Source organism: Mesorhizobium sp. M0166, from assembly GCF_040322255.1.
GTDB lineage: Bacteria > Pseudomonadota > Alphaproteobacteria > Rhizobiales > Rhizobiaceae > Mesorhizobium.
The window spans coordinates 1-23,322 of record NZ_JAMYTD010000053.1; the positions used below are offsets into that span (position 1 = coordinate 1).

21 protein-coding genes and 1 pseudogene are annotated in these 23,322 nt (G+C 60.4%); 6 read left to right on the plus strand and 16 right to left on the minus strand.

Translation table 11 applies throughout. From position 1 onward, the window contains the following. Positions 1-138: 138 nt before the first annotated feature. The 3 genes from NKJ46_RS31220 to NKJ46_RS31230 all read right to left on the minus strand — a co-directional run bounded on the left by NKJ46_RS31220 (position 139) and on the right by NKJ46_RS31230 (position 2,981). The gene (locus NKJ46_RS31220; RefSeq protein WP_352670668.1) at positions 139-1,053 is read right to left on the minus strand and encodes a sugar ABC transporter substrate-binding protein; all 915 of its coding nucleotides are present in this window, start codon (positions 1,051-1,053) and stop codon (positions 139-141) included. A gap of 93 nt (positions 1,054-1,146) precedes the next feature. Next, positions 1,147-1,932 (minus strand): ATP-binding cassette domain-containing protein, encoded by a 786-nt coding sequence (locus tag NKJ46_RS31225; RefSeq protein WP_352670671.1) that lies wholly within the window; start codon positions 1,930-1,932, stop codon positions 1,147-1,149. Next, a complete protein-coding gene (locus NKJ46_RS31230; protein WP_352670673.1) occupies positions 1,929-2,981 on the minus strand; it encodes an ABC transporter permease in 1,053 nt (350 codons plus the stop codon). The genes NKJ46_RS31225 and NKJ46_RS31230 overlap by 4 nt, the downstream gene beginning before the upstream one ends. A 168-nt stretch (positions 2,982-3,149) precedes the next feature. Between NKJ46_RS31230 and NKJ46_RS31235 the strand changes: the two genes are divergently transcribed. Next, positions 3,150-4,061 carry a GntR family transcriptional regulator gene (locus NKJ46_RS31235; protein ID WP_352670675.1) on the plus strand — a complete coding sequence of 304 codons (912 nt, stop codon included), beginning with the start codon at positions 3,150-3,152 and terminating at the stop codon, positions 4,059-4,061. Positions 4,062-4,194: 133 nt separating this feature from the next. On the opposite strand, the gene NKJ46_RS31240 is transcribed toward NKJ46_RS31235, so the two are convergent. Both NKJ46_RS31240 and NKJ46_RS31245 read right to left on the minus strand, forming a co-directional pair. Continuing rightward, a complete protein-coding gene (locus tag NKJ46_RS31240; RefSeq protein WP_352670677.1) occupies positions 4,195-4,788 on the minus strand; it encodes a DJ-1/PfpI family protein in 594 nt (197 codons plus the stop codon). 151 nt (positions 4,789-4,939) lie between these two features. Then, on the minus strand, positions 4,940-5,641 hold the full coding sequence (locus tag NKJ46_RS31245) for a GntR family transcriptional regulator (RefSeq protein ID WP_352670682.1): 702 nt from the start codon (positions 5,639-5,641) through the stop codon (positions 4,940-4,942). A 323-nt stretch (positions 5,642-5,964) separates the two neighbouring features. On the opposite strand from NKJ46_RS31245, the gene NKJ46_RS31250 reads away from it, so the two are divergent. The 3 genes from NKJ46_RS31250 to NKJ46_RS31260 are packed head-to-tail and all read left to right on the plus strand — an operon-like array spanning position 5,965 to position 9,528. Further along, positions 5,965-7,191, plus strand: coding sequence for an iron-containing alcohol dehydrogenase (locus NKJ46_RS31250; RefSeq protein WP_352670685.1), 1,227 nt, complete (start codon positions 5,965-5,967; stop codon positions 7,189-7,191). Positions 7,192-7,210: 19 nt separating this feature from the next. Further along, a complete protein-coding gene (locus tag NKJ46_RS31255; protein WP_352670687.1) occupies positions 7,211-8,698 on the plus strand; it encodes an NAD-dependent succinate-semialdehyde dehydrogenase in 1,488 nt (495 codons plus the stop codon). Positions 8,699-8,706: 8 nt separating this feature from the next. Then, positions 8,707-9,528, plus strand: coding sequence for an alpha/beta hydrolase (locus NKJ46_RS31260; RefSeq protein ID WP_352670690.1), 822 nt, complete (start codon positions 8,707-8,709; stop codon positions 9,526-9,528). Positions 9,529-9,634: 106 nt separating this feature from the next. On the opposite strand, the gene NKJ46_RS31265 is transcribed toward NKJ46_RS31260, so the two are convergent. The 5 genes from NKJ46_RS31265 to NKJ46_RS31285 form a co-directional block, all read right to left on the minus strand. After that, the gene (locus NKJ46_RS31265; RefSeq protein ID WP_352670692.1) at positions 9,635-10,714 is read right to left on the minus strand and encodes an ABC transporter ATP-binding protein; all 1,080 of its coding nucleotides are present in this window, start codon (positions 10,712-10,714) and stop codon (positions 9,635-9,637) included. Positions 10,715-10,724: 10 nt separating this feature from the next. Next, positions 10,725-11,570: a carbohydrate ABC transporter permease gene (locus tag NKJ46_RS31270; RefSeq protein ID WP_352670695.1), complete on the minus strand. Its 846-nt coding sequence runs from the start codon at positions 11,568-11,570 to the stop codon at positions 10,725-10,727. Then, positions 11,563-12,465 (minus strand): carbohydrate ABC transporter permease, encoded by a 903-nt coding sequence (locus NKJ46_RS31275; protein WP_352670698.1) that lies wholly within the window; start codon positions 12,463-12,465, stop codon positions 11,563-11,565. The genes NKJ46_RS31270 and NKJ46_RS31275 overlap by 8 nt, the downstream gene beginning before the upstream one ends. Positions 12,466-12,545: 80 nt before the next feature. Beyond that, a complete protein-coding gene (locus NKJ46_RS31280) occupies positions 12,546-13,652 on the minus strand; it encodes an ABC transporter substrate-binding protein (RefSeq protein ID WP_352670701.1) in 1,107 nt (368 codons plus the stop codon). Between the two features lie 249 nt (positions 13,653-13,901). Continuing rightward, complete coding sequence (locus NKJ46_RS31285) at positions 13,902-14,537, minus strand: GntR family transcriptional regulator (protein WP_502903484.1); 636 nt, start codon at positions 14,535-14,537, stop codon at positions 13,902-13,904. Positions 14,538-14,672: 135 nt separating this feature from the next. Here NKJ46_RS31285 and NKJ46_RS31290 point away from each other — a divergent pair, with 135 nt between their 5' ends. Beyond that, on the plus strand, positions 14,673-15,812 hold the full coding sequence (locus tag NKJ46_RS31290) for a mandelate racemase/muconate lactonizing enzyme family protein (protein WP_352670704.1): 1,140 nt from the start codon (positions 14,673-14,675) through the stop codon (positions 15,810-15,812). A 262-nt stretch (positions 15,813-16,074) separates the two neighbouring features. Beyond that, positions 16,075-16,185, plus strand: a pseudogene (locus tag NKJ46_RS34895) (MgtC/SapB family protein); the annotation flags it as partial. A 256-nt stretch (positions 16,186-16,441) separates the two neighbouring features. Here the strand turns inward: NKJ46_RS34895 and NKJ46_RS31295 are convergent. From NKJ46_RS31295 to NKJ46_RS31320, 6 genes are all read right to left on the minus strand, one after another. Further along, the gene (locus NKJ46_RS31295) at positions 16,442-17,749 is read right to left on the minus strand and encodes an NRAMP family divalent metal transporter (RefSeq protein ID WP_352670707.1); all 1,308 of its coding nucleotides are present in this window, start codon (positions 17,747-17,749) and stop codon (positions 16,442-16,444) included. 636 nt (positions 17,750-18,385) lie between these two features. Next, on the minus strand, positions 18,386-19,135 hold the full coding sequence (locus NKJ46_RS31300; RefSeq protein WP_352670710.1) for a ribonuclease activity regulator RraA: 750 nt from the start codon (positions 19,133-19,135) through the stop codon (positions 18,386-18,388). Positions 19,136-19,157: 22 nt separating this feature from the next. Next, a complete protein-coding gene (locus NKJ46_RS31305) occupies positions 19,158-20,321 on the minus strand; it encodes a mandelate racemase/muconate lactonizing enzyme family protein (protein ID WP_352670713.1) in 1,164 nt (387 codons plus the stop codon). Positions 20,322-20,354: 33 nt separating this feature from the next. Then, complete coding sequence (locus NKJ46_RS31310; RefSeq protein ID WP_352670716.1) at positions 20,355-21,452, minus strand: ABC transporter ATP-binding protein; 1,098 nt, start codon at positions 21,450-21,452, stop codon at positions 20,355-20,357. 10 nt (positions 21,453-21,462) lie between these two features. Further along, on the minus strand, positions 21,463-22,353 hold the full coding sequence (locus NKJ46_RS31315; protein ID WP_352670719.1) for a carbohydrate ABC transporter permease: 891 nt from the start codon (positions 22,351-22,353) through the stop codon (positions 21,463-21,465). Further along, complete coding sequence (locus tag NKJ46_RS31320; protein ID WP_352670722.1) at positions 22,350-23,309, minus strand: carbohydrate ABC transporter permease; 960 nt, start codon at positions 23,307-23,309, stop codon at positions 22,350-22,352. Before NKJ46_RS31320 ends, NKJ46_RS31315 begins: the two co-directional genes overlap by 4 nt. Positions 23,310-23,322: the final 13 nt, after the last annotated feature.

Here is a 23,322-nt window from a genome sequence, read left to right on the forward strand (position 1 = left end):
ACCAACCCCCCGGGCGGGGGCGCCGGCGCCTCCGATTTTTTGGTGGGGGTGCTCTAGAGCTTAAAACCCCCCTTTCCTATGGTGGCGGCCGCCCAGCGCTGGGGGGCGGCGGCCCCCCCCCGCCCCACCGCTGGTGGATCACTCGAAATCCTTCACGTTCTGCAGCGTCACCAGCCCGGCGCCGGTATCCACATTGGCCTCGACGGGTTCCCCACGGATGGCCTTGACGACAGTGTCGATGCCAAGCTCGCCCATTTTTGCGGGAAATTGAGCTACGCTGGCGTCCTCCGCCCCCGACTTAATCGCTTCGATCTCACCGCAGCAGGCGTCAAAGCCGACCACTATGAGGTTGTCGTTGGCAATGCCTGCATTGCTGATCGACTTGACAGCTCCAGGGATCGGCGGTCCGCAGGCCGCGTAGATTGCCTTGAGATCAGGATTGGCGGTCAGGATGTCTTCGGTCACTGACGTGCCAAGTTCCAGCGTGCAGTTGGTTGCACCCTTGCCGACGACCTCGACCTTGACGTCACCCAGTCCCTCCATCATGCCGGTGACCCGGTCATCCAGAGCCGGCACGCCGGGAACGCCTTGCAGAATACCGATCTTGTCACCGCTCTTGAGCACCGTCTTCAGGTATTCTCCGGCGATCTTGCCGCCATTGAGATTGTTGGTCGATACCAACGCCGTCTGGCCTTTCCAGTTGGGGATGCTGTTGTCGACGAGAACCACCTTGATGCCGGCGGCCACCGCCTTGTCGAGCGCTGGCGCGACCGTCGGGTCGACCGGCGTGATTGCAAGCCCCTTGACGCCTTGCGTGATCATGGATTCGATCAGGGCGATCTGGCCTTCAATGTCGGTAGCCGCCTGGCCCTGGCCGGTGATCAGTTCGATCTCCGGATGAGCGGCCGCGTATTTCTTGGCGGCGTCCTCCATGGTCGAGTAGAACGGCACCGGGAATTTCGTAATCAGGCCGACCTTGATCTTGTCTGCGGCCGAAGCCGGCACGGAAAACGCAACGGCGATCGCCAGCCCTGCGAACAGTTTTCGGTTCATTGGCATTGTATTCCTCCCTTGGATTGAGACGCCTCCCGGCGGGAGACGCTTCAGGCATTTGCGGACCGGAAAGGTCCCCAAATTTCGAACGGGTCAGGCTCCAACGATCATGGAAACCAGTTCCTGTTTGTTGCCCTTGGTCGGCACCAGTTCGCCGACCCTGCGGCCCTGGCGAAGCACCACCGCGCGATCGGCGAGCTCGACGACATGTTCCATGTTGTGAGTGATCAGGATGACGGCATTGCCCTGGTCGCGGAGCGCAGCGACCAGATTGAGCACCTGGCGTGATTCACGCAGGCCGAGCGCGGCGGTAGGCTCATCCAGAATGACAACCTTGCGGGCAAACACCGTCGAGCGGGCCACGGCGATCGCTTGCCTTTGACCGCCAGACATCATGGCGACGACGGCATCCAGGCGCGGCAACGTAACCTTGAGGTTTGCCAGCAGAGCGCGGGTCTCGGCGTCCATCCGGCGCTGCTGCAGAAATTGCAGGCCGCGCGGAAGCCAATGTGGGCCAGCTAACTCGCGACCGGCAAAGAAGTTCTGTCCCGGTGTCAGATTGTCGAACAGCGCCAGATCCTGATAGACGGTCTCGATGCCGGCGAAGCGCGCATCCGCAGGGGAGCGTATCTGCGTTGGCGCACCGTCCAAAAAGATCGCGCCGGCATCGAGTTGGTGCACCCCGCTGATGCATTTGGTTAGCGTCGATTTGCCCGCGCCATTGTCGCCGAGCAGGCCGACGATCTCGCCTCGCTGCACCTCGATGCTGACATCGTCCAGCGCCAGAACCGAACCGAAACGCTTGGTAGCACCGCGTACCGCCAGCACGGGATTGTCCGTGCTGACCGCATGATCGGCATTGGCCGCAACGGCGCTCATGACTGCCTCCCGGCTTGCAAGACACGCACTCGCCCTTCGAGGTAATTGCGCAGCACGTCGGACTCGACCGCTATGAGGATAACCACGCCGATGACGATGAGCTGGAAAAAGACGTTGACGTTGAGCAGGTTGAGCGCGTTGCGGATAACGCCGATCATGATGGCGCCGATCAAGGCATGGCCGAGGTGGCCGCGACCGCCAAGAAAACTGGCGCCGCCAATGATCACCGCCGCGATCGTATCCAGTTCCAGCAGATTGCCGAACAGCGGCGAACCGGCGTCGGTACGGCCTGCAAGTATGACGGAACCGATGCCGGCGCACAGCCCTGAGATGACATAGACCGAAACCAGGACCCACGACACGGGAATACCCATGCGCAATGCGGCGTCGGGCCGGCCGCCGACGGCATAGATCCAGCGCCCCCAGACCATGGTTTTAGCCATGATGAAAAGAACCGCGGCAACGCCGGCAACGACGAACACCGATCCAGGCAGACCCCAGACCGCGTCGCGGCCAAGCGCATCGATCGAATCCGGCATGCCAGGAATGGCGCGCCCGTCGGCCAGTTGCAGCGCCAGCCCCTTGGCGATGCTCAACGTCGCCAGCGTGATGATGAAAGGATGCGGCAGCCGGCCGAAGACGTAGAAAAGCCCGTTGATGGCGCCGACCGCGGCACCGCAGCCAACCATTACGGCGATCACAAGGATGGCGGGCGCGCCGGCATGAAAGCTCAGCGCGCCGACGACGGAAGCGAGTGCAAGGTTCGAGCCGACGGAGAGATCGATGCCGCGCGTCAGGATGACCAGATGCTGGCCCATCGCGACAACCGAGATGACGGCCGTCTGGGCAAGGATGTTGCTGAGATTGCGTCCCGTCAGGAAATAGGGCGACAGAAAGCTGAGAACGGCGATCAGCAGAACCAGGATGACGACCGGACCAGCGCTCAGCAGCATCAGGCCAAGCGCAAGGCCGGGGACGGCTTCTGGCTTCCTGGATGCTGGCAACGCGGCTTCGCCGACAGTCGTGCCGGTGTTTCCCGTTTCAGGCAAATTTCCCCTCCCCGCCGCGGCTCGCGCGACCCGCGTCGTCAAAATTTCAATTCGTGCTCAGGTCCTCTTCTTATCGATAAAAAACAACCAGCCGGGTCGGGTCAAGTTGTTTTTTATGGATAAAATTCATGCTAAAAAGGACAAGGTATTGTTCCAAGGGAAAATCCGATGAGAACCGACACCGTCTACAAGAAGGCCTTCAATCGAGCTGCAAATATGCTGCGCGACGGGCAACTGGCCGGTGAACTTCCTTCCGAAAATGAGCTTAGACGGCGAATGTGCGTCAGCCGCACAACCGTCAGAAAGGTTTTGCGGGAACTGGTTCACCGCGAACTTGTCAGCGAGCATAACGGCCTCAGGTCGACGGGCCGCCCGGTCAGCGACAACGACTACTATCCGGACGCCGAAACCACGCCTCGCGCCAAGCATGTCGAACAACAGTTCATGGAGTGGATGCTGCGGGGTGACACCAGGCCCGGAACCAGCATCAATGAGCTCGAGCTTGCGCGCCAATTCGGCGTTGCGACCAATGGAATTCGCGAATTCCTGATCCGCTTCAGCCGGTTTGGACTGATCGAGAAAAGGCCGAATACAGGCTGGCTTTTCAAGGGTTTCACCGAAGACTTTGCACTTGAGCTCTTCGAGATCCGGGTGATGTTCGAACTGCGTTCGGCACAACTGTTTTCACTGCAGCCGGACGGTTCTCCGCTATGGTCGAAACTCGCCGCGCTCAGGATGGCGCATACCGAGCTGCTGGAGCGAATTGAAGGCCGCTTTCACGACTTCTCCGGCCTGGACAACCGGTTTCACCGGCTCATAAACGAGGCGTTGCCGAACCGCTTCATCGATGATTTCTACGACATCATCACGTTCATTTTTCACTACCACTATCAGTGGAACAAGCAGGACGAAAAGCAGCGCAACCTTGCCGCAATCCACGAACACATTGCTTATATCGATGCGCTTGAGAGCCGCAACTCCACTCGGATTGAGGTGGCCTGCCGAGCGCATCTGGCTTCAGCAAGGGAAACACTGATGCGTTCGCTTACGGGATTTGATGAAACGAGCATCAATGCATAACGAAAGACCTCTGTCCTTGTGAGGCAAACTCAGCGTGGTGCGGGCGTTTTATGATCCGGGCCGAACTGGCGGTGACAAGTTTCCCTTCCAGAAGGGAACCGACGCACCCGTTTGAGATGCGTCGGAAGAAGGTCTAAGCGTGGCGGATTTCCGTTCCCAGCACCTTTAGGCATTCGCGGATGAACGCTGCAAGCGCTGTCCAGCCTTTTGCCGAAACCATCGTCCCGTCCACATATGCCTCCGTTGGAGACAGATCGATATAGGTGCCGCCCGCAAGCGTCACTTCGGGCTCGCACGCCGCCAGCGCGCCGACCTTCTTGCCGCGCACGACGCCGTCGACCGCAATCAGGATCTGCACGCCGTGGCAGATCGTGAAAATCGGCTTCTTGGTTTCGTGGAAGTGGCGCACCATCGCCTGCACGCGCTTGTCGGTGCGGATGTATTCGGGGCCACGACCGCCCGCGCAGTAAACGGCGTGGTATTGATCCAGCTGCTGCTCAGCGTCGGAGAAGGTCTTGTTGATCAGCGCATAGTGGCCGAGCTTTTCGGTGTAGGTCTGATCGCCCTCGAAATCGTGCAGCGATGTTTTGATCAGGTCTCCGGCGCTTTTGTCTGGGCACACGACATGAACAGTGTGGCCCACCGCTTCCATCGCCTGCTGGTAGACGAAGATTTCGTATTCCTCGGTGAATTCACCGGTCAGCATCAGGATCTTTTTGCCTGGCATGGTACTCCCTTTCCTGTGACAACGGCCGCGCGAGACCTGTACTCGCCCGGTAGGTTTGAGTTTCTAGAGGGGTGAATCGGGGAAGTAGTATTCGTTGGCACTGGTCTGCGTGGTGACCGTCGACGGCGGGTACGGGGACATCGGGACAGTCTCAGTCGAACGCTAACAACAAACGGTCGCGGGAATGCTCGATATGGCGACGCATCGCCTGCTCGGCAGCGGCGGGATCGGCCGCAGCGAGAGCGGCCAGAATTGCCTCATGCTCGTCAAGCGCCTCCTCGGTGACGCGCGAATGGAACATCAGGCGGAATATGTGGAAGTGGGTATGCTGGTGCGCCAGTGTCTCGCGCACGAGTTCGTTGTTGGCAGATTCCATGACCTTGTCATGGAAAATGGCATCCTGGCGGGCGAAGTTGGAATACCGCAGGCGCTCGTCCTTGCCCTCACGGCGCGCCATGACGCCGGCCGATTTCTGAAGCTGTGCGAGCTTTACCTCGTCCATGAGCACCGCTGCCTTGGCTGCACCGGGAGGCTCGAGCAGCAGGCGAAGCTCGTAGAGTTCGTCGAACCGTCGTTTCGTAATCTGCGGCGCAGCGCGGTAACCGATCAGATGCGTCTTCAGCACCAGGCCTTCGCCTTCGAGCCGGCCGAGCGCCTCGCGGATTGGCGTGTGGGAGACGTTGAATTCCTTGACCAGGCTGTCGACCGTAATGCGCGAGCCCGGCGCAATTTTCAGCGACATGAGTTGCGCGAAAATTGCTTCGTAGACATCCTCAACCAGGCTGCTGGAGCGCTGAATACGCCCGCCGGCGAGGCTCGCTTCGTCTAGACTGGGTAAGTTCATGGCCTGCATGTTTTGTCTCTTGACACGTTGAGTTGCTAACATGATGCTCCCGTTAATGCAATCCTATATCCTATACGATTTTATAGAGGATATAATTTGAGGCTGTTTCGAGACAAAGTAATGGCACTTGCAGTGGCGCTGCTCGAACAGCGTGCCGCCCTGACAGCCCGTGCTTCCTCACCTGCTGAACGGACCGCCAGCGTTACGGGCAATGGTTCGACACGTCGATACGCAACCGCGCTGCAGGACGGGTTTTACATCGAAACCGGCCTTTGGGCCGAGTTGAACGCCATCTCGCATTCCAGTCCAGACCTCATCACAGGGTGCACGTCATGAGCCTTTTCGCTGCCCTAAGGCTGCCGCGCGAAATCCTCTTCGGGAAGGGCCAACGCCACGTCATTCCGGTTGTCGCGGCCAGGCTCGGACGTCGCGCACTCGTCTGCACCGATGAACGTTTTGCAGCAACCGGCCCGTTCGGAGAGATCGTCGCGGCACTGCGAGCCACCTCGATAGACGTACTGGTGCATGACCGTGTGCTGCCCGACGTCCCCCGGGATACCGTTGCCGTCTGCGTCGAGGAAGTGCGGAAGTTCGCGCCCGACATGGTGATCGGCATTGGCGGCGGCAGTTGTCTCGACATGGCCAAATGCGCCGCGTTGCTCATCAGTCACGGCGGTCAGCTCCAGGATTACTACGGCGAGTTCAAGGTGCCCGGCCCGACGCTGCCGCTGATCGCGGTGCCGACGACCGCCGGCACCGGCTCTGAAGTGACCCCGGTCGCCGTGATCTCCGATCCGGATCGCACGCTGAAGGTCGGCATCTCCAGCCCGTATCTGATCGCGGCCGCGGCCATCTGCGACCCTGAGTTGACGATGACATGCCCGCCGGCATTGACCGCGATCGCGGGCGCCGATGCGCTGACGCATGCAATCGAGGCCTTCACCGCCGTCAGGCGCGGGACCGATCCCGGCCTTCCGCAACAACATGTCTTTATCGGCAAAACCGCTTTGACCGATCACTTCGCCCTGCTGGCGATCAAGCTGCTTGGCCGAAGCCTCGAAACGGCATACCGCCGGCCCTCCGACGAGGACGCCCGGGCCGACGTCATGATGGGTGCACTCGCAGCCGGCTGCGCATTCGGAACGGCCGGCACGGCGGCAGCGCACGCCGTGCAATACCCGGTTGGCGCGATAACCCACACCCCTCACGGATTGGGTGTCGCCACCATGCTGCCATACGTCATGAAGTACAACAGAACAGCCGCAGCGACCGAGATGGCCGAGATCGGCAACGCGCTCTGCCTCAATGGGAAAGGCCGGACGCCCGAAGAGTTGGCCGACGCGTGCATTGGGGAGGTCAGTCGGCTATTTGGGGCAATCGGGATCACTCCCTCGTTGGCCGAGCTGGGACTGCCTGCCGACAAGCTCGATTGGACGGCGGAACAAGCGATCGGCATCGAGCGCCTCATCAAGAACAATCCGCGGCCATTCGATTTGAGGTCCATGCGAAGCCTGGTCCAGGCCGCCTTTGATGGCGACCTCGCCAGCTGCGTCATGTAAAACAATCGGGAATATCGAGATGAACACGTTTTCACAGGTTCTGTCGGATGATCAGGGCGTCAGCGACTTCCACACAATTTCGCACGGGCTGTATATTGACGGCCAATGGAGGCAATCCGCGGATGGCAGGGTAATTCCGGTCATTGATCCTTCGACGGAAGCCATCATCGCTGCCGTACCGGATGCGACCTTGAAGGACGCGGCCGCCGCTGTTGCCGCCGCTGCCAAGGCGGCCCATGGCTGGCGGACAACGTCGCCGCGAAAGCGCTCCGAGATCCTCCGACGCTGCTTCGAACTGATGACGGAACGATCGGAAGCTCTGGCTACTCTCATCGCACTGGAAAACGGCAAGGCCCTGCGGGATGCCCGAGGCGAGATCGCTTACGCCGCGGAATTTTTCCGTTGGAATGCCGAGGAGGCCGTTCGCATTACCGGTGAGTTCGGTACTGCGCCTTCCGGCACCAACCGCATTGTGGTCGACTACGAACCGATCGGCATATGCGTCCTGATCACGCCCTGGAATTTTCCAGCCGCGATGGCGACGCGCAAGATCGCGCCGGCACTTGCCGCTGGATGCACGGTGATCCTGAAGCCGGCCAGTGAGACCCCGCTTACCGCCTACGCGCTGGCCGCGCTCTACCAGGACGCAGGCGTTCCACCGGGGGTGGTCAACGTCCTAACAACCTCCAGTCCCGGGCCTTTGACAGCCGCCATGCTGGCCGATCCGCGGGTGCGCAAACTCTCCTTCACCGGTTCGACGGGTGTGGGTCGCGCTCTGCTGGCAGAGGCTGCCAGGCATGTGGTCTCGTGTTCCATGGAACTCGGCGGCAACGCACCCTTCATTGTGTTCGACGACGCCGATCTCGAAGCGGCGCTCGATGGCGCAATGGTGGCCAAGATGCGCAACGCCGGTGAGGCCTGCACGGCCGCAAACCGCCTCTACGTGCAATCTGGCATCTACGAAGCCTTCTCCGAGGGCCTCCAGAAGCGGATGTCGTCGCTCAAGGTCGGCGTCGGCACCGACCCGGACACGGAATGCGGGCCTATGATCACGAAAAAGGCTGTCGAAAAGATAGACCGACTTGTCATCGACGCGGTCGCACGCGGCGCGAGGGTCTTGTGCGGTGGCTCAGTCCTGTCCGGACGTGGTTTCTTCTATCCTCCGACAGTGCTTCGCGACGTGCCGGGCGATGCAAAGATGGCGCATGAGGAGATATTCGGGCCGGTGGCGCCAATCTCTAGCTTCGAAACCGAGGCCGAGGTCATCGCACGCGCCAATGACACTGAATATGGGCTTGCTGCCTACATCTACACGCGCGATCTGGCGCGCGGCATGCGGGTGGCCTCCCGGATCGAGGCCGGGATGATCGCTCTCAACCGCGGGCTGATGTCCGATCCGGCAGCCCCCTTCGGCGGCGTCAAGCAGAGCGGGCTTGGCCGCGAGGGAGGGCAGCATCACGGCATTGCGGAATTCATGGAGGCGAAATACCTCGCCATCAGCATGTGAGCAGAAGAATGCAAGGCGATCCCTTTCGCATCCGCGACCACGTCGCGGATTTTGACGAAATCGTGCAGGACTTCGTTGATCGCAGCGAGGCCGCCCGCGCCACCATTGCGATGACCGCTGACGTGGCCTACGGACCGGATCCGACCGAGACCATGGACCTGTTCTTTCCCGCGGGCAAAAGAACGGCGCTTCCGGTGCACATCTTTGTCCATGGCGGCTACTGGAGAATGTTCTCCAAGCGCGACTATTCATACGTGGCGACAACGATTACCCAGGCCGGGGCTATTGCCGTCATCCTTGATTATGCGCTGATGCCCAAGGTCCGAATGGCGACGATCGTTGACCAGGTGCGCCGCGCCAAGCAGTGGGTCCTGGCCAACATCGCCCATCATGGCGGAAACCCGGCGGCCCTGACCGTCAGTGGTCATTCGGCCGGAGCCCATCTTTCAACGTTTCTGTTCAACGGCGAGCATGCCCCTTCGAGTGTGAGGGCAGCACTTCTGTTGAGCGGGCTTTACGATTTGAAGCCGCTCCAGGATTCCTTTCTCGCCAACGAAATTGGAATAACCGACGAGGAAGTCGCCATGTTTACACCTCTTGCCTATCGGCATGATCCTCAAACCAGGACGACGGTTCTGGTCGGAGCCAACGAGACGCCACCCTTCCATCAGCAAGCCGATCGATTCAAAGCAAGCTTGCTGCGGCAGAGATCGCTGGTAACGTCGCATGTGCTCCCGAACCGCAACCACATGGACAGTGTCAGAGATCTCGGCGTGCCGGGGACCGAGGCTGCCGATTGCCTGGAAAAACTGATCGCCAAGGCCTGCTGACTACCATGCCGGGATGCCGGTCAGCGCAGCTTGACCGCTAGCGGTCCGCATTCGCTCGACGTCGCGGGACCGTGCGCAACTACCTCCAGCCGCTGGTATCCACGCCCTAAATGTCGATGCGCTGTCCGCTATCCGGATCGAACAGGTTGACGCTCGCTGGATCCACGGCAAGACATATTGGCTCTTTGCGCCGGCCGGCAAACCTCGGCGGCAGGCGCGCGATGATCGCGTGCTCGCCGACCTGCACCGTCACCATGGTTTCAGGCCCGGTAGGCTCTACCACATCGATCTGGCCCATGATCGAAGCTCGATTTTGCGGAACGGTTCTCAGCTCTTCAGGCCGTATGCCCAGCACCACAGGTCGCTCAGAGTCCACCTGCCGGTTCCGCGTCGGCAACACGATCGATACTCCGCTCGCTTGAAACCGGACACCTTCCGAAACCGGGACCAGTCGTCCGGCAAAGAAGTTCATTGCCGGAGATCCGATGAAACTTGCCACGAACATATTGGCGGGCCGTTCATAGATGGTGCGCGGGTCGCCCAATTGCTGGATGTAGCCGCCTTTCATGACGGCCACCTTGGTGCCCAGCGTCATCGCCTCGATCTGATCATGCGTGACATAGACGATACTCGTGCCGAGACGCTCGTGCAGGCGCTTGATCTCCGTACGCATTTCCACGCGGAGCTTGGCATCGAGATTGGACAGCGGCTCATCGAAGAGGAACAGCTCCGGGTCGCGCACGATCGCGCGGCCCATCGCAACGCGCTGCCGCTGTCCACCCGAAAGATTGGCGGGGCGTCGGTCGAGCAGATGGGAGATTTGCAACATTCGCGCGGCATCTTCCACGGCGCGCTTGCGTTGGTCGGCGCCCACGCCACGCATTTCCAATCCGAAGCCGATATTCCTCGCGACCGACATGGTGGGATAAAGCGCGTAGGATTGGAACACCATCGCGATATTGCGGTCCTTGGGCGCAAGGTCGAGGACCGAGCGTCCCCCGATCAGGATGTCACCGCCGGACGTGTCGTCGAGACCGGCAATCATATTGAGCAGGGTCGACTTGCCGCATCCGGACGGCCCGAGCAGAACCAGAAAGCCTCCGTCCTCGAGCTCGATGTCGACCCCGTGAAGAACCTGTACGGAGCCATAGGACTTGCGCACGTCCCTGATGGAAAGTGTCGCCATGCGAGTACTCCTAACCTTTGATGGCGCCTGCGGTCAGCCCCTGGACCATGGTTCGCTGGACGATCGCGAAGAGCACGATGACCGGGATGATGCTGAGAATGCCGCCTGCCGCCAGAACGCCCCAAGGAAGCTGGAACTCTCCGACCATCAGTTGCAGGCCCACGGGCCAGGTGCGAGACCCCTGCCCGGTCGTCAGCATCAGCGCAAACAGGAACTCGTTCCAGGCCGCGATGGCAATGAACACAGAACTTGCGACCAGGCCGTTCCGCGCAAGGGGCATGACGATACGGACCATGGCGCCAAGCCTTGTCGAGCCGTCGATGCGTGCCGCGCTCTCGAGTTCCTTAGGTGCGGAATCGAAGAACCCCTTGAGCATCCATACGAACAGCGGCAGCAGGAAGCTCGTATAGGCAAGCGCCAGGCCGAAACGGCTGTCCACGAGCCCCACACCGCGCATAACGACATAAAGGGGAATGATCATCATGACTGCCGGGAACATGCGAACGACGAGATAGCCGAGCATGAGCTGATCCCGGCCTCGAAACGCGAAGCGAGAAAATGCATAGGCGGCAAGCGTGCCTGTGACGACGCAAATCGTCACCGTCAGGAAGGTGACGACGAGGCTGTTGCCTATAAACCGTGGGAACCCTGACTGCGTCCAGATGGCGACATAATTGTCGAAGGTGACGCGGCTCGGGAGGTACTGCATCGTCTGGGTGACAATGTCGGCCTCGTATTTGAGGGATGTCAGGAACATCCAGATCATCGGACCGATGCAGAACACCGTCAGGCTTGCGAGCACGATGTAGGTGGCGATGTTCGCGATCATCCGCCGGTGACGCTTGCTTTCAAACATCGCCCTGTCCTTTGGAAATCCTGGAGACGCGGATATACCCGGCCGCGAAGATCATCAGGGTCACGAACATCACCACCGACAGGGCGGATGCGTAGCCGAAATTAAATTCCTTGTAGGCGGTCTGAAAGGCATACAACGACAGCACCTGCGTGGCATCTCCGGGTCCGCCGCCAGTGAGAATGAGGAGCAGATCGGGCGAATTGACCAGACCGATGACGCGCAGGATCACTGCCGCCGCGATGACGGTCTTGAGCATGGGCAAGGTGATCAGCCGGAGCTGCGCCGCTACGCCTGCGCCGTCGACCGCCGCTGCCCTGTAGAGGTCCTCGGGAATACCCTTCAGGCCCGCGAGCAGCAGCAGCGCGAAGAATGGAAACCCATGCCAGGCCTCGACGAGAATGGTCGCCGCAAGTGCGGTGTTGGGATCAGCAAACCATGCCCTGTAGGACTGCAGGATGCCTATCCGGACAAGGAGATCGTTGATGACTCCGAGCCTCGGATCGAGCAGCAAGGCCCACATATGGCCCGCCACGACGTTGGGCAGGAAGTAGGGAAGCAGGATGAGCACGGCGAAGATTTTCGTGCCCGGCAAATCCCTGTTGAGAGCTGTCGCGGCGAGAAGACCAAGCGACAGTTCCAGCGCGACCGCGGCCGCGACCCACACGACTGTGTTCTTCAGTGCGATCCAGAAGACCGGATCTGACCACATCGCTACATAATGTTTGAAGCCCACCCAGCCGTCCAACCCGGGACGCGTCAGACGCATCTCGAGAAAGCTGATGGCCATGCCGTAAAGTGTTGGATAGGCGATCACGAGAAGGATGAGGGCGAGGCTGGGAAGGAGCAGCAAATACATCCAGTATCGGGTCTCGGACAGTTCGCCGAGCGCCCGCAAAGGCAGATATCTGCTCGAGCTTATTTTCATGAATCTGCGATGCGAAAGCATCGTCCTGAGCACAGCTGCAGGTCCGGGGATCAGCGGAGCGCCGCCTCCAGGCCCTGGATCATGCGGTCCACTGCCTGTTCCGGCGTCGACTGAGCCGTCAGCACCGACTGGAAAGCGGGATTGACGACATTTTCGGACCAGCCCGCTGCGCCGACGAAATTGTTCGGCAGGCGTCCGAACTTGAGCGTCTCCGTCGCCGCACTATAGATCGGATTGCCGGTGATCCGCTGATCCTGCAGCGCAGCGGCGGAAGCCGGAAAATAGCCGGTCCCCTCGAGCAGGGCCAGGGCAGCGTCCGTTTGGCCCCAGAAACTCACCCACCGCCAGGCAGCTTCGATATTGTCTTCCTTCATGACGCCGTTGCCGGCGTACGCGACGCGAGCGACATGCGCCTTCGGACCGGCCGGCATCGGCGCAGTCGAGAATTGTTCGCCCTGCTTCATCGCACTCGAGATTTCGTTCAGCGAACCGGTATGATGCCACACCATGGCAGTCTGCCCGGTGCGGAACGCCTCCATGATCTGACGGTAGCTGTCGTGGGGCGCGCTCGGCGGCACGACCTTTTCCCTCAGGAAGAGATCGGAATAGAACGTTATCGCTTCGATCGCCGCGGCCCTGTCGATGGCCGGCTGCCCGTCCTTGACGATCGGCGAGCCGAACGCCTCCATGACGTCGATGACATATTTGAAACCGCCGGCGCCGGCGCGCATGCCGAAGGCATACCTGCCCTTCGAAGGATTCGTCAGCTTGCGGGATGCCTGCAGGAATTCGTCGAAATTTCGGGGTGGCCTCGCCAGTCCAGCTTCCTCGAAATAGTCTGCGCGGTAGTACATCCAGTCAACGAAGGCGAAGGCGGGAACCGCATAAATGGCGCCATTGCTGGAAAGCCCGGTCCAGCGGTTGTCGGGAAAGTTCGCCTTGCCTTCCCACCCATTCACGCGCTCGGTAAGATCGATCAATCCCTCCATCGCGGTAAGATCGGCGAAGCGCTCGGCGATCACCATGGCTGTATCGGGACGCCCGCCGGCCAGCACGGCCGAAGACACCTTGGCCATATATTCCGAGTTCGGGATGTTCTCCTGGGTTACCGCCACGTCTGCATTCGCCGCCTGAAACAATCCGATGATCTTGAGCAAGCTGGCCATTTCCGACTGACTGGTGAAGTGGGTGCCAGTAACTGATGGCACTTGCGGCACGGGCACCACCAATGCGCCCTGCCATCGCGAGGGCCGCCGAACCCACGAGAAACCGCCTCTTGTTCAACTGCATGCGACCTCCTCCAAGATATCAGATCAGCAGACTGATCGATCAGTTGGAGCTTTGGGTAACATCATTTTCCAAGCCGTGCAACCTCGCCGGAGAGGCAAATGGCAAACGACGACGTGTCAGACCAGACCCAGGTTCCGCTGCATGGCCGCCTGGAAATGGGACTGCAGCTTTGCCTCGGCAGCGTCGGCATTCCTGCTGCTGCAAGCCTCGAGGATGTCGAGGTGCTCCTTGAGCGTCCGGATGATGATCGGCGAGGTGAGTTTGCTGTCCAGCCGCAACAGACGCAGATAATTGTGCATGCGCCGATAGGTGCTATCGATCAAGGGATTGCGCAGCGCGCCGATGATTGCGCCATGCAGCTCTCCCTCCAGCGCATCCATCTCCTCCAGTTGCTCCTTTCCCACACCATCCCGTTCGATGCGCCGAACCAGCCGGGAGTGCCGCATTTCCAAGGCATTCATGACAGCTTCATCGCCCTGTTCGGCAAAGACGCGAATTGCCGAACGCTCGATGATGGCGCGGAATTGGTAGGTGGCGCGTGTGAGTTCCATGCCAGGTTTTATGAACTGGATTCCGGAGCGTGGATGGATGGTGAGAATTCCTTCCGCCTCGAGCTTGCGCAGAGCGTCACGAAGCGGAGCGACAGGCACGTCAACGATCGCGGATAGTTCGCTCTGCGAAACGAATGCCCCGACCGGAACGCGCCTGTCGAACAAGCGCTCCAGAATTCGTTCGTAGGCAACATCGCTCATACGGGTGGCCACCACCGAGGTATGAGAGATGGCTTTTGCTTTGCCCGCCACTTGCGGCTCCTCCGATGATTCGGTACTGAGACATCTTGACTGATAGATCATCAAGTTACACTAAACGATCAGAAAGCCCCTGTGATGAGCCTTTCGCATTTTCGTATAACCCGATTTCAGTTCGCCCGCGACCGGGTAATCGGGGACAGTCAGGTTCGAGCCGTCGATGTAAACGTCGCCACGCTGGAACTCGTTTCGAAAAGTGGCGAGGTGGGGCTGGGCTTCATCCAGACGCTGTTCAATCCCCTGCCCGACCAGACTGAGATTGAGACCGTTTTCGAAAACGAGGTCTGGCCGGCCCTGAAAGGACACAAGGCGATCGCGCTGGTTCATCGTGTGAACCGCCCGCGCGGCGGCAATCAGCGGGCCCACTCCCTGCCTTTTCATGAAGCGGTCCAGGTGGCGCTTTGGGACCTTGCGGCAAAGGAAGCCGGCCTACCCCTTCACGTGCTGCTCGGCAGTCGTCGCAACCGTGTGAAAGCCTACGCCAGTGGCCTCGATTTCCACCTCGACGATGACGCTTTCGTTTCCTTGTTTTCCCACGCGGCGTCGCTTGGCTATTCCGCTTTCAAGATCAAGGTCGGCCACCCGGATTTCGATCGCGATCTGCGGCGCCTGGAACTGTTGAAATCCTGTGTGCCGGCAGGTTCGAAAATCATGATCGACCCGAATGAGGCGTGGACCTCGAAGGAAGCGCTGGTGAAATTGGTGGCGATCCGCGATGCCGGTCACGATCTTCTCTGGGTCGAGGATCCAATCCTGCGTCACGACCACGTAGGATTGAGAATGCTCAGGCAGGCAATAACATGGACTCAGATCAACAGCGGCGAGTATCTGGATCTTCAAGGCAAACGGCTTCTTCTGGAAGCCCACGCAGCCGATATCCTGAATGTCCACGGTCAAGTCACCGATGTCATGCGCATCGGTTGGCTGGCCGCCGAGCTCGGCATCCCGGTCAGCATCGGCAACACCTTTCTGGAGATCGGCGTGCACATGGCTGTCGCGCTTCCGGAAGTCGAATGGCTGGAATATTCGTTTCAGAACTTCGATCATCTGGTGGAGCAGCCCATCGAAATCCGGGACGGCTACGCCTATGCACCCGATCGACCTGGCCATGGATTGGTACTGTCCGAAAGAGCGCGCAGCGAATGGATGAGACCAAGGCGCCTTATGCGGTCGGAACTGGGTACCGCGCCAGAAAATGCACACCTCCCTGGCAAGTGAGTGAATGATCGAGCCGGCTTTGTGCATGGCGCAATTCACACCACCTCGAAGACCACATGTCCGAAGAAGTGCCGAGGACGCGACGCGCGCGATCATCTCCTGGGGGTGCTACGCGGAGTTGTTCGGCTACGACGAGCGCTCGAAGCAATTCGACCTCGAGAACCCGGCGTGAGCGAGTTCGCATGGCTGTCTTCTCAGGGACATTCCGTGATTTCGACCGAACAGGCTGCCAATTAATCTGGGCATCGTCCTGCCGCGCGGGTCCGGGATCGGGTTCCTCGGTGCTGGAATTATGTTTTTCAAGGAGGAACTGAACGTGTGCGACCTCAATACTGGGCCGACCCGCTGGTCTGCCGCCGCGTTCGGCGTCCTCGCCAAGCCCGCCGGACGCTCCTCGCCGCGGTCGCGGCTGGTTGACCGAGTTCGAGCCCAGTTTCTCGTCCGTGTGGTCTGCCGCGGCGACAACCCGCAACCGATGCCGCTTGAAGCCGTTGTGGGACGGCTCGGCCTCGAGCCTGCGGTTTCGGCAGCGCGATAGTCTAGGGCGTCGAGACCTTGATTGAGTGTCGAAGATAGCTTCCGGCCTGGTTTGCACCGCCATAAGATCTGCGGCGGGTGATCGATGGCTGTCACATGAACCAGCTCATGAGCATTCCGACCATGCACATCGCCATAGCGATCGTGGAGGCCCATCCCAGCCAGCGCAGCCAGCCCTTGACGGTGAAGTCGCCCATGACCTTTGGCTGGGCTGTCATTATCATCATGACCGTCATGACTGGAACGGCGACGGCACCGTTGACGACGGCTGTCCAATACAGCGCCTTGATCGGATCGATTGGACTGAACGTGATCGCTGCTCCGAGCCCCGTGGCCGCGGCAAGAGTGCTGTAAAACGCCACAGCCTCCTTAGGTCTGCGCGACAACCCCACGGGCCATCGTCTCGCCTCGCCAATGGCGTAAGCCGCCGCGCCGGCCAGGATCGGTACCGCCAGCAACCCTGTCGCGACGATGCCGAAAGCGAAGATAGCAAAGGCAAAATCGCCGACGATCGGCCGCAGCGCCTCGGCCGCTTGAGCGGACGTCACGACGTCGGTGATGCCGGCTTTGTTCAAGGTCGCCGCGGTCGCGAAGATGATCGCCAGCGCGATGACGTTGGAGAATGCCATGCCTATGAGAGTGTCGGCGCGTATTCGCGAGAACGCGTCGACCGCCTGGCGTGGAGCCCTCAACAACGATTTTCTGCGATGATTTGCGTGGACCTCTTCGGCCTCCTCTGACGCCTGCCAGAAGAAGAGATAGGGCGAAATCGTCGTGCCGAAGATAGCGAGAAGCGTAGTGAAGAACTCGTTGCTCCAGACAATTCGCGGGACCAGCACGCCACCCAGTGCTTCGGCCCAGGGAACTTGCACAGCAAACACGACAGCGACATACGAGAACAGGCTCAACGTCATCCATTTCAAGATGAGCGCGTAGCGATCGTAGTTCACGAAAACGATTCCAATTACGCAAATGGCTGCGAACAGGACGACATACAGAACGGTCGGGCCGCCGATTAGAAGCTTCGTCGCATCGGCCATGGCGCTGAGATCGGCGCCGATGTTGACGGTATTTGCGATGAACAGAAGAGTTACGATCGACTGTAGAAGCCAATTCGGATAGTGGCGGCACAGATTGCCTGCGATGCCGTGGCCGGTAGTCCTTCCGATACGCGCACTGATTTCCTGAATCGCGACCATCAGAGGATAGGTCAGCAGCATCGTCCATCCAATCCCGAACCCGAGCTGGGCCCCCGCCTGGCTATAGGTGCCGATCCCGGATGGATCATCGTCCGACGCGCCAGTGATGAGGCCCGGCCCCAATCTGCCGAGGATCGTCTTCTTCACGGGAGAGACAGAAGAAGTCGGTTGATTTTTCTTGGAAGCCGTCAGCTCATCCATTGCGTCCGATCCACAGAGCAAAGCCGGCGGCGCCCGTGGCTGCCGCCACCTGTCCGAGATGGATCAGTGGGGCGGTTCGGCCGAAGTACCTCTGAAGCAGAAGTGACACGACGGTGGCGCCTAAAGAGATCGCCAAAAGAACGCCGACCGTTTGTGTCCTGCGGATCATGACACTGTCCCTTAGAGTGGACTGATAACTTCTTAGAAGGGTTAAGGTTCCTGGATCTGCTGCTGCCAATGGGAAGCACAACCAGCAAGGCTGCTGACACCATGCCATACGGCATTATTTCACTCCTCGTGACAGTCGGACCGCACGCGAAAATGACCGCGCTGGTTCGAATCTCAGCAGGGCATGTTACGGGGTGATTTCGGGATTCGGGCAATCGGCTGCGGCTGAAACAAACCGGCGGTTGGCCCGATGTCAAGCAGCGCGCCGATGCTGCCGAACACCCGGTGCTGCGTCAGCTTCTAGGCGCTTATGATGCTTCCGGTTCGCCATTGGAGGTCCGCATGGGGTAACGCCTGGTTCCCGCACGAGATGGCGGGAGCCGGACCCGTCTCGGCCGTTCAGTGCAGTGCAGTGGGCGCCCGACTACGAAACTCGACTCCCCCGCCCGCCACGAGGTAATCCATGCGCTAACTTGGGTTCTCCAGGCGATTTGCTTTGCGCCACTCCTCGTACTCCCCGCGGGCATCGTCATGCAGCGGATAGTAGCGTTGCAACGGGCCGCCCTCCATGAGCTTCACTCGCGAGAACTCCTCCCAATCGTGATGCTTCTGTGATTCTTCGATCACCTTCGGAGCCATCACGACGGGAAGCACTACCACCCCGTCGTCATCGGCGACGATGATGTCGCCGGGGATCACAGTGACACCGCCGCAGGCAATCGGAACGTTGACGGCATTGGGATAGATGCTGGTCTGCACATGATAGTTTGGCGTCCAGCCGCGCAGCCATAGGGGCAGATCGAGCTTTTCGACATTGGGCCGGTCGCGCATGCACCCATCGATGACGATACCCGCCCCGCCCCTGCCCTTGAAATAGGTCGACATCATATCGCCGAAGACGCCCGAGCTCATGTCGCCGCGCGCGTCGACCACAACCACATCGCCCTCCTGCGCGTGATAGAGCACATGCCGGTGCAGTTGCGTCTCCGGATCGGCATATTCTCCCTCGGTGAAGAGGTCCGGCCGCTGCGGCAGAAACTGCAGCGTCAGCGCCGGCCCGACGATGGACTTCCCGTGGTTTTGCGCCACCGGACCGACCATGTGCGGATTGCGGAAGCCCATGTGGCCAAGCGTGCCGGCAACCGTCGCGGCGCCGATCTCCCTCAGTGCGTCGATCAGGTCTTTAGGCGGCCGCGCGATGTCGGAAGTATGCGTCATTGTGGACTCCGATTGAATGGAACTACCAGTTCGTAACAGAACCGTCGCGGCGCTTAAGGTGAGGCGCTTCCCAGAAACGCAAACTCTGCGCCTGGACCGCGACTTCGTTGACCTCGACGCCGAGCCCCGGCAGATCGCCAACCGGGTAGTCGGTCCCGTCGAGCCGTGGTTGCACGGGGAAGAAGTCGGAATTATCGAAGCCCAGCTTTGTTTCGGGCGCCCTGGTCTCGAGCCACGCGAAGTTGGGTACCGCGGCGGCGAGATGCACGGTCGCGGCGGTGCACACTGGACCAAGCGGATTATGCGGCATCAGGTCCACATAATGCGCCTCGCTCCAGCCAGCGATTTTCATCGCCTCGGTGAGCCCGCCGACATTGCAAACATCGATCCGGTTGAACTGATGGATGCCGCGCTCGATGTAGGGCAGGAACTGCCACTTGCTGGCAAATTCCTCGCCGATGGCAAAGGGGATTTCGGTCATCGTGCGCAGCGATTGATACGCCTCCGGCGTCTCGGCCCGTATCGGCTCCTCGAGGAAATCAAGCACGCCGCGGCCGAGCTTGTTGCAGAAGCTCGCGGCCTCTGCCACCGACAGCCGATGATGATAGTCAAGGCCGAGGACCACGTCGTCGCCCAGAGCCTCGCGCGCCTTGTTCAGCATACTTGCGGTAGCGCCGATGGACTCGCGCGGCTCGAAGATGTCCTTGCTGTTTTGCCCGAATGGGAAGAAGCGGATCGCCTGCCATCCCTGCGCGCGGAGTTCGCGGGCCCGTTCGATGGCAAAATCGCCCTCGGCCTCGTCGCCGGTCGAGGCAAAGGTGGGAATGCGGTCGCGCTGCTTGCCGCCCAGCAGCTCGTAGACCGGCACGCCCAGCACCTTGCCCTTGATGTCGTGAAGGGCGATGTCGATGGCGGAAATCGCCGCCTGAAGGACTTGCCCGCCTTCGAAGTACTGGCTGCGGTAAACCTCCTGCCAGATCCGCCCGATCTGCATCGGGTCGCGGCCGATGAGAAACTCGCGATAGTGCTCGACCGCGCCGGCCACGGCCCTCTCGCGACCGCTCAAGCCGCTCTCGCCCCAGCCGAAGATGCCTTGGTCGGTCTCGACCTTGACGAGCATCTGGTTGCGCGTTCCTACCCACACCGGATAAGGCTTGATCGCGGTGATCTTAAGCTTCTCAGTCATCCCCGCCCACGTTTCACGCGCATTCGCCCTATCTCAGTTGGCCTTGAGGGCCATTTCAGTTTCGCCATCGAACAGATGCATCCGCTCCTGGTCGAACTCGAGCCAAATCTGCTCGTCGGGCGCGACGGCAATGTTCGGCGGCACGCTGACGTTGACGATGGCGCCGGACAGGAACGCCTGCACGAAGGTGACGTCTCCTGTCGGCTCCACCGTGTAGGCTTTGGCCGGGACGCTGCCTGGCAGCGCACTCTTGTGGAGTTTGATCGTCGAGTGACGTGCGCCGAGCACGACTTTCCTGGTCGTCGCTTTCGCCACCTTCTGGGCATTGCGCGCTGAGAGCTCAAGGCGCCAGCCCTCGGCGCCGGTCAATACCGTGTTGCCGTTTGCCGTTGAGGCCTGCAGCGGAATAAGGCTCATCGCCGGGCTGCCGATGAAGCTGGCCACGAACATGTTCACCGGATGGGCAAAGACCTGCGCCGGTGAATCGTATTGCTGCAGGTAGCCGCCATTCATCACCGCCATCTTGTCAGCCATGGTCACGGCTTCGAGTTGGTCGTGCGTCACATAGATGATCGTCGCCTTTAGGTCCTGGTGGAAACGCTTGATTTCCGACCGCATCTGCACGCGCAGTTTGGCATCGAGGTTGGACAGTGGTTCGTCCATGAGGAACACGGCGGGGTCGCGAACGAGGGCACGGCCAAGGGCCACACGCTGCTGCTGCCCGCCTGAAAGTTCGCGCGGCTTGCGCTCGAGCAGGTGCGTCATGTCGAGCACTCGTGCCGCTTCCTTGACCTTCTTTTCGATCTCGTCCCTGGGGAGTTTGCGCATCTGAAGCGGGAACGCCAGGTTCTTGTAGACCGATTTCTGCGGGTAGAGCGCGTAGTTCTGGAACACCATTGCGATGTCCCGGTCCTTGGGGTCGAGGTCGTTGACCACCCGCTCGCCGATGATGATGTCGCCCGATGTGATCGGGGTCAGCCCGGCGACGAGATTGAGCGTGGTTGTCTTGCCGCAGCCCGAAGGGCCGACGAGCGCAACGAACTCGCCGTCATTGACCGTCAGCGACACGTGGTTGACAGCTTTGAAGCTGCCATAGCTCTTGACGAGATCTTGGAGGACCACGTGGGCCATCGGCAACTCCCTAGTGCTTGACCGCGCCTTCTGTAAGGGCGCGTACAAAGTATCGTTGCAGGACCAGGAACAGCACGACGACGGGCACGCTCATCATGAAGCTGGCCGCCATCAGGCCCGGAAAGTCCGTCGTATTTTCCGAGAAGAAGCGCTGGATGCCAACCGGCAGGGTCAACTGCTCGTTCTTGGAGAGGAAGGTGTAGGCGTAGATGTACTCGTTCCACGCGCCGATGAAGGAATAGATTGCGGTGGCGATAATCCCCGGCGTCGAGAGCGGCATCACGATCATGATGAAGGCCTGGAACCGTGTTGCGCCATCGATGCGCGCCGCCTGCTCAAGCTGCACCGGGATGTTGTCGTAAAAACCCTTGAGCAGCCAGATCGCCAGCGGTAGGCCGAAGGTGAGATAGGTGAGGATCAGCGAGCCATGGGTGTTTATCAGACCGATCGCGCGCATCAGGATGAAGAGTGGCACGAGAAAGATCACCGCCGGGAACATATTGCGCAGCAGCACGGCAAAGAACAGGAAATTCCGGCCGGGGAAACGGAAGCGCGAAAACGCGTAGGCCGCAGGGACAGCCACGATCACCGAAAGGATTGTCGTGACGGTCGACACGAAAAGGCTGTTCCAGAAGAAGCGGAGGAAGTCCTGGCCGACGCTGTTCTGCGGATCGAGCAGTTTCTGGTAGCTGGCGAGGGTAGGTTCGTCCGGCCACCATTGCGGCGGGAATTGCGTCGCCGCGAATCCGGACTTGATCGAGGTGATCAGCATCCAGATCATCGGCAACGCGGTATAAAGCAGCATGAACACGAGGAATATGCGCCCCGCCCACCGCCATCCGTCGACGCGCATGCGGCGACGGGTCTGAGCTCGAGGGGCTGTCTCGGCAATCGTGCTCATGCGCTCCCCTCTTTCCGTTCGTTGCCGCTTAACGCACGGACGTAGAAGTAGCCCAGCGTCATCAGTGCGAGGAACAGGAGCACCGAATAAGCCGATGCCACGCCCCAGCGCTGCCGTCCGAAGGCGAGCTCATAAATGTGGGTTATCCAGATGTGCGATGCGTTCGACGGCCCGCCGCCGGTCATGATCCAGGGGATGATGAAGGAATTGAAGTTGGCCACCGCGAGCAGCAGCATCGTCACCACCGAGACGTTGCGCAAGTGCGGGAAGGTGACGTGCCAAAAGCGCTGCCATGCATTGGCACCGTCGACTTTTGCGGCACGCAGCAATTGGTCGGGGACTGTCTGCAGGCCGGCCATCATCATGATCATGGCAAACGGAAACTCGCGCCAGATATTGACGACGATCAGGGAGGGCAGCACCGTGTTGACATTGTCGATGAAATTCGGCGGCTGGTCGGCCAATCCGAGACCGACCAGCACCGCGCCGATGATCCCGAAGTCCGAATGGTAGATCCACTTCCAGATATAGGAGGCGGCGACGGCGCTGATGACCCAAGGGATAATCAGGATAGCGCGCAAGACACCACGGCCGATGAAGTCGCGGTGGAGCGCCAGCGCTGTGGCAAACCCCAGGACAAAGGAGATGAGAGTTGACCCCAGTGTCCAGATCAGTGTGTTCCAGGTGACTTTCCAGAACACCTGACTGGTCAGGATGGTCGTGTAATTGTCGAAGCCAATGAACGTCTTGTCACGGAGCTGCAGGCCAGGCGGTGTCTTAAAGAACGACAGCTCGACCGTGTAGTAGATCGGATAGGCGATGACGATGAGCATCACGGCGATCGCTGGGAGCACGTACGCGTAGTCCGCGCGATGCGCCCAGATCTTCCGCAGCGTGCCGGATGTACCGGGTTGTAATCTTCGGCGAGCCTCGGCCTTGCCGGTCACGATCGTCACTTGTGGCGTGCCC

Excerpts from the sequence above, each read along its gene's own strand:
- NKJ46_RS31220 (WP_352670668.1), bottom strand. The coding sequence starts at position 1,053 with ATGAACCGAAAACTGTTCGCAGGGCTGGCGATCGCCGTTGCGTTTTCC.
- NKJ46_RS31225 (WP_352670671.1), bottom strand. The coding sequence starts at position 1,932 with ATGAGCGCCGTTGCGGCCAATGCCGATCATGCGGTCAGCACGGACAAT.
- NKJ46_RS31235 (WP_352670675.1), top strand. The coding sequence starts at position 3,150 with ATGAGAACCGACACCGTCTACAAGAAGGCCTTCAATCGAGCTGCAAAT.
- NKJ46_RS31240 (WP_352670677.1), bottom strand. The coding sequence starts at position 4,788 with ATGCCAGGCAAAAAGATCCTGATGCTGACCGGTGAATTCACCGAGGAA.
- NKJ46_RS31245 (WP_352670682.1), bottom strand. The coding sequence starts at position 5,641 with ATGCAGGCCATGAACTTACCCAGTCTAGACGAAGCGAGCCTCGCCGGC.
- NKJ46_RS31250 (WP_352670685.1), top strand. The coding sequence starts at position 5,965 with ATGAGCCTTTTCGCTGCCCTAAGGCTGCCGCGCGAAATCCTCTTCGGG.
- NKJ46_RS31255 (WP_352670687.1), top strand. The coding sequence starts at position 7,211 with ATGAACACGTTTTCACAGGTTCTGTCGGATGATCAGGGCGTCAGCGAC.
- NKJ46_RS31260 (WP_352670690.1), top strand. The coding sequence starts at position 8,707 with ATGCAAGGCGATCCCTTTCGCATCCGCGACCACGTCGCGGATTTTGAC.
- NKJ46_RS31265 (WP_352670692.1), bottom strand. The coding sequence starts at position 10,714 with ATGGCGACACTTTCCATCAGGGACGTGCGCAAGTCCTATGGCTCCGTA.
- NKJ46_RS31270 (WP_352670695.1), bottom strand. The coding sequence starts at position 11,570 with ATGTTTGAAAGCAAGCGTCACCGGCGGATGATCGCGAACATCGCCACC.
- NKJ46_RS31285 (WP_502903484.1), bottom strand. The coding sequence starts at position 14,537 with ATGAGCGATGTTGCCTACGAACGAATTCTGGAGCGCTTGTTCGACAGG.
- NKJ46_RS31290 (WP_352670704.1), top strand. The coding sequence starts at position 14,673 with ATGAGCCTTTCGCATTTTCGTATAACCCGATTTCAGTTCGCCCGCGAC.
- NKJ46_RS31295 (WP_352670707.1), bottom strand. The coding sequence starts at position 17,749 with ATGGATGAGCTGACGGCTTCCAAGAAAAATCAACCGACTTCTTCTGTC.
- NKJ46_RS31300 (WP_352670710.1), bottom strand. The coding sequence starts at position 19,135 with ATGACGCATACTTCCGACATCGCGCGGCCGCCTAAAGACCTGATCGAC.
- NKJ46_RS31305 (WP_352670713.1), bottom strand. The coding sequence starts at position 20,321 with ATGACTGAGAAGCTTAAGATCACCGCGATCAAGCCTTATCCGGTGTGG.
- NKJ46_RS31310 (WP_352670716.1), bottom strand. The coding sequence starts at position 21,452 with ATGGCCCACGTGGTCCTCCAAGATCTCGTCAAGAGCTATGGCAGCTTC.
- NKJ46_RS31315 (WP_352670719.1), bottom strand. The coding sequence starts at position 22,353 with ATGAGCACGATTGCCGAGACAGCCCCTCGAGCTCAGACCCGTCGCCGC.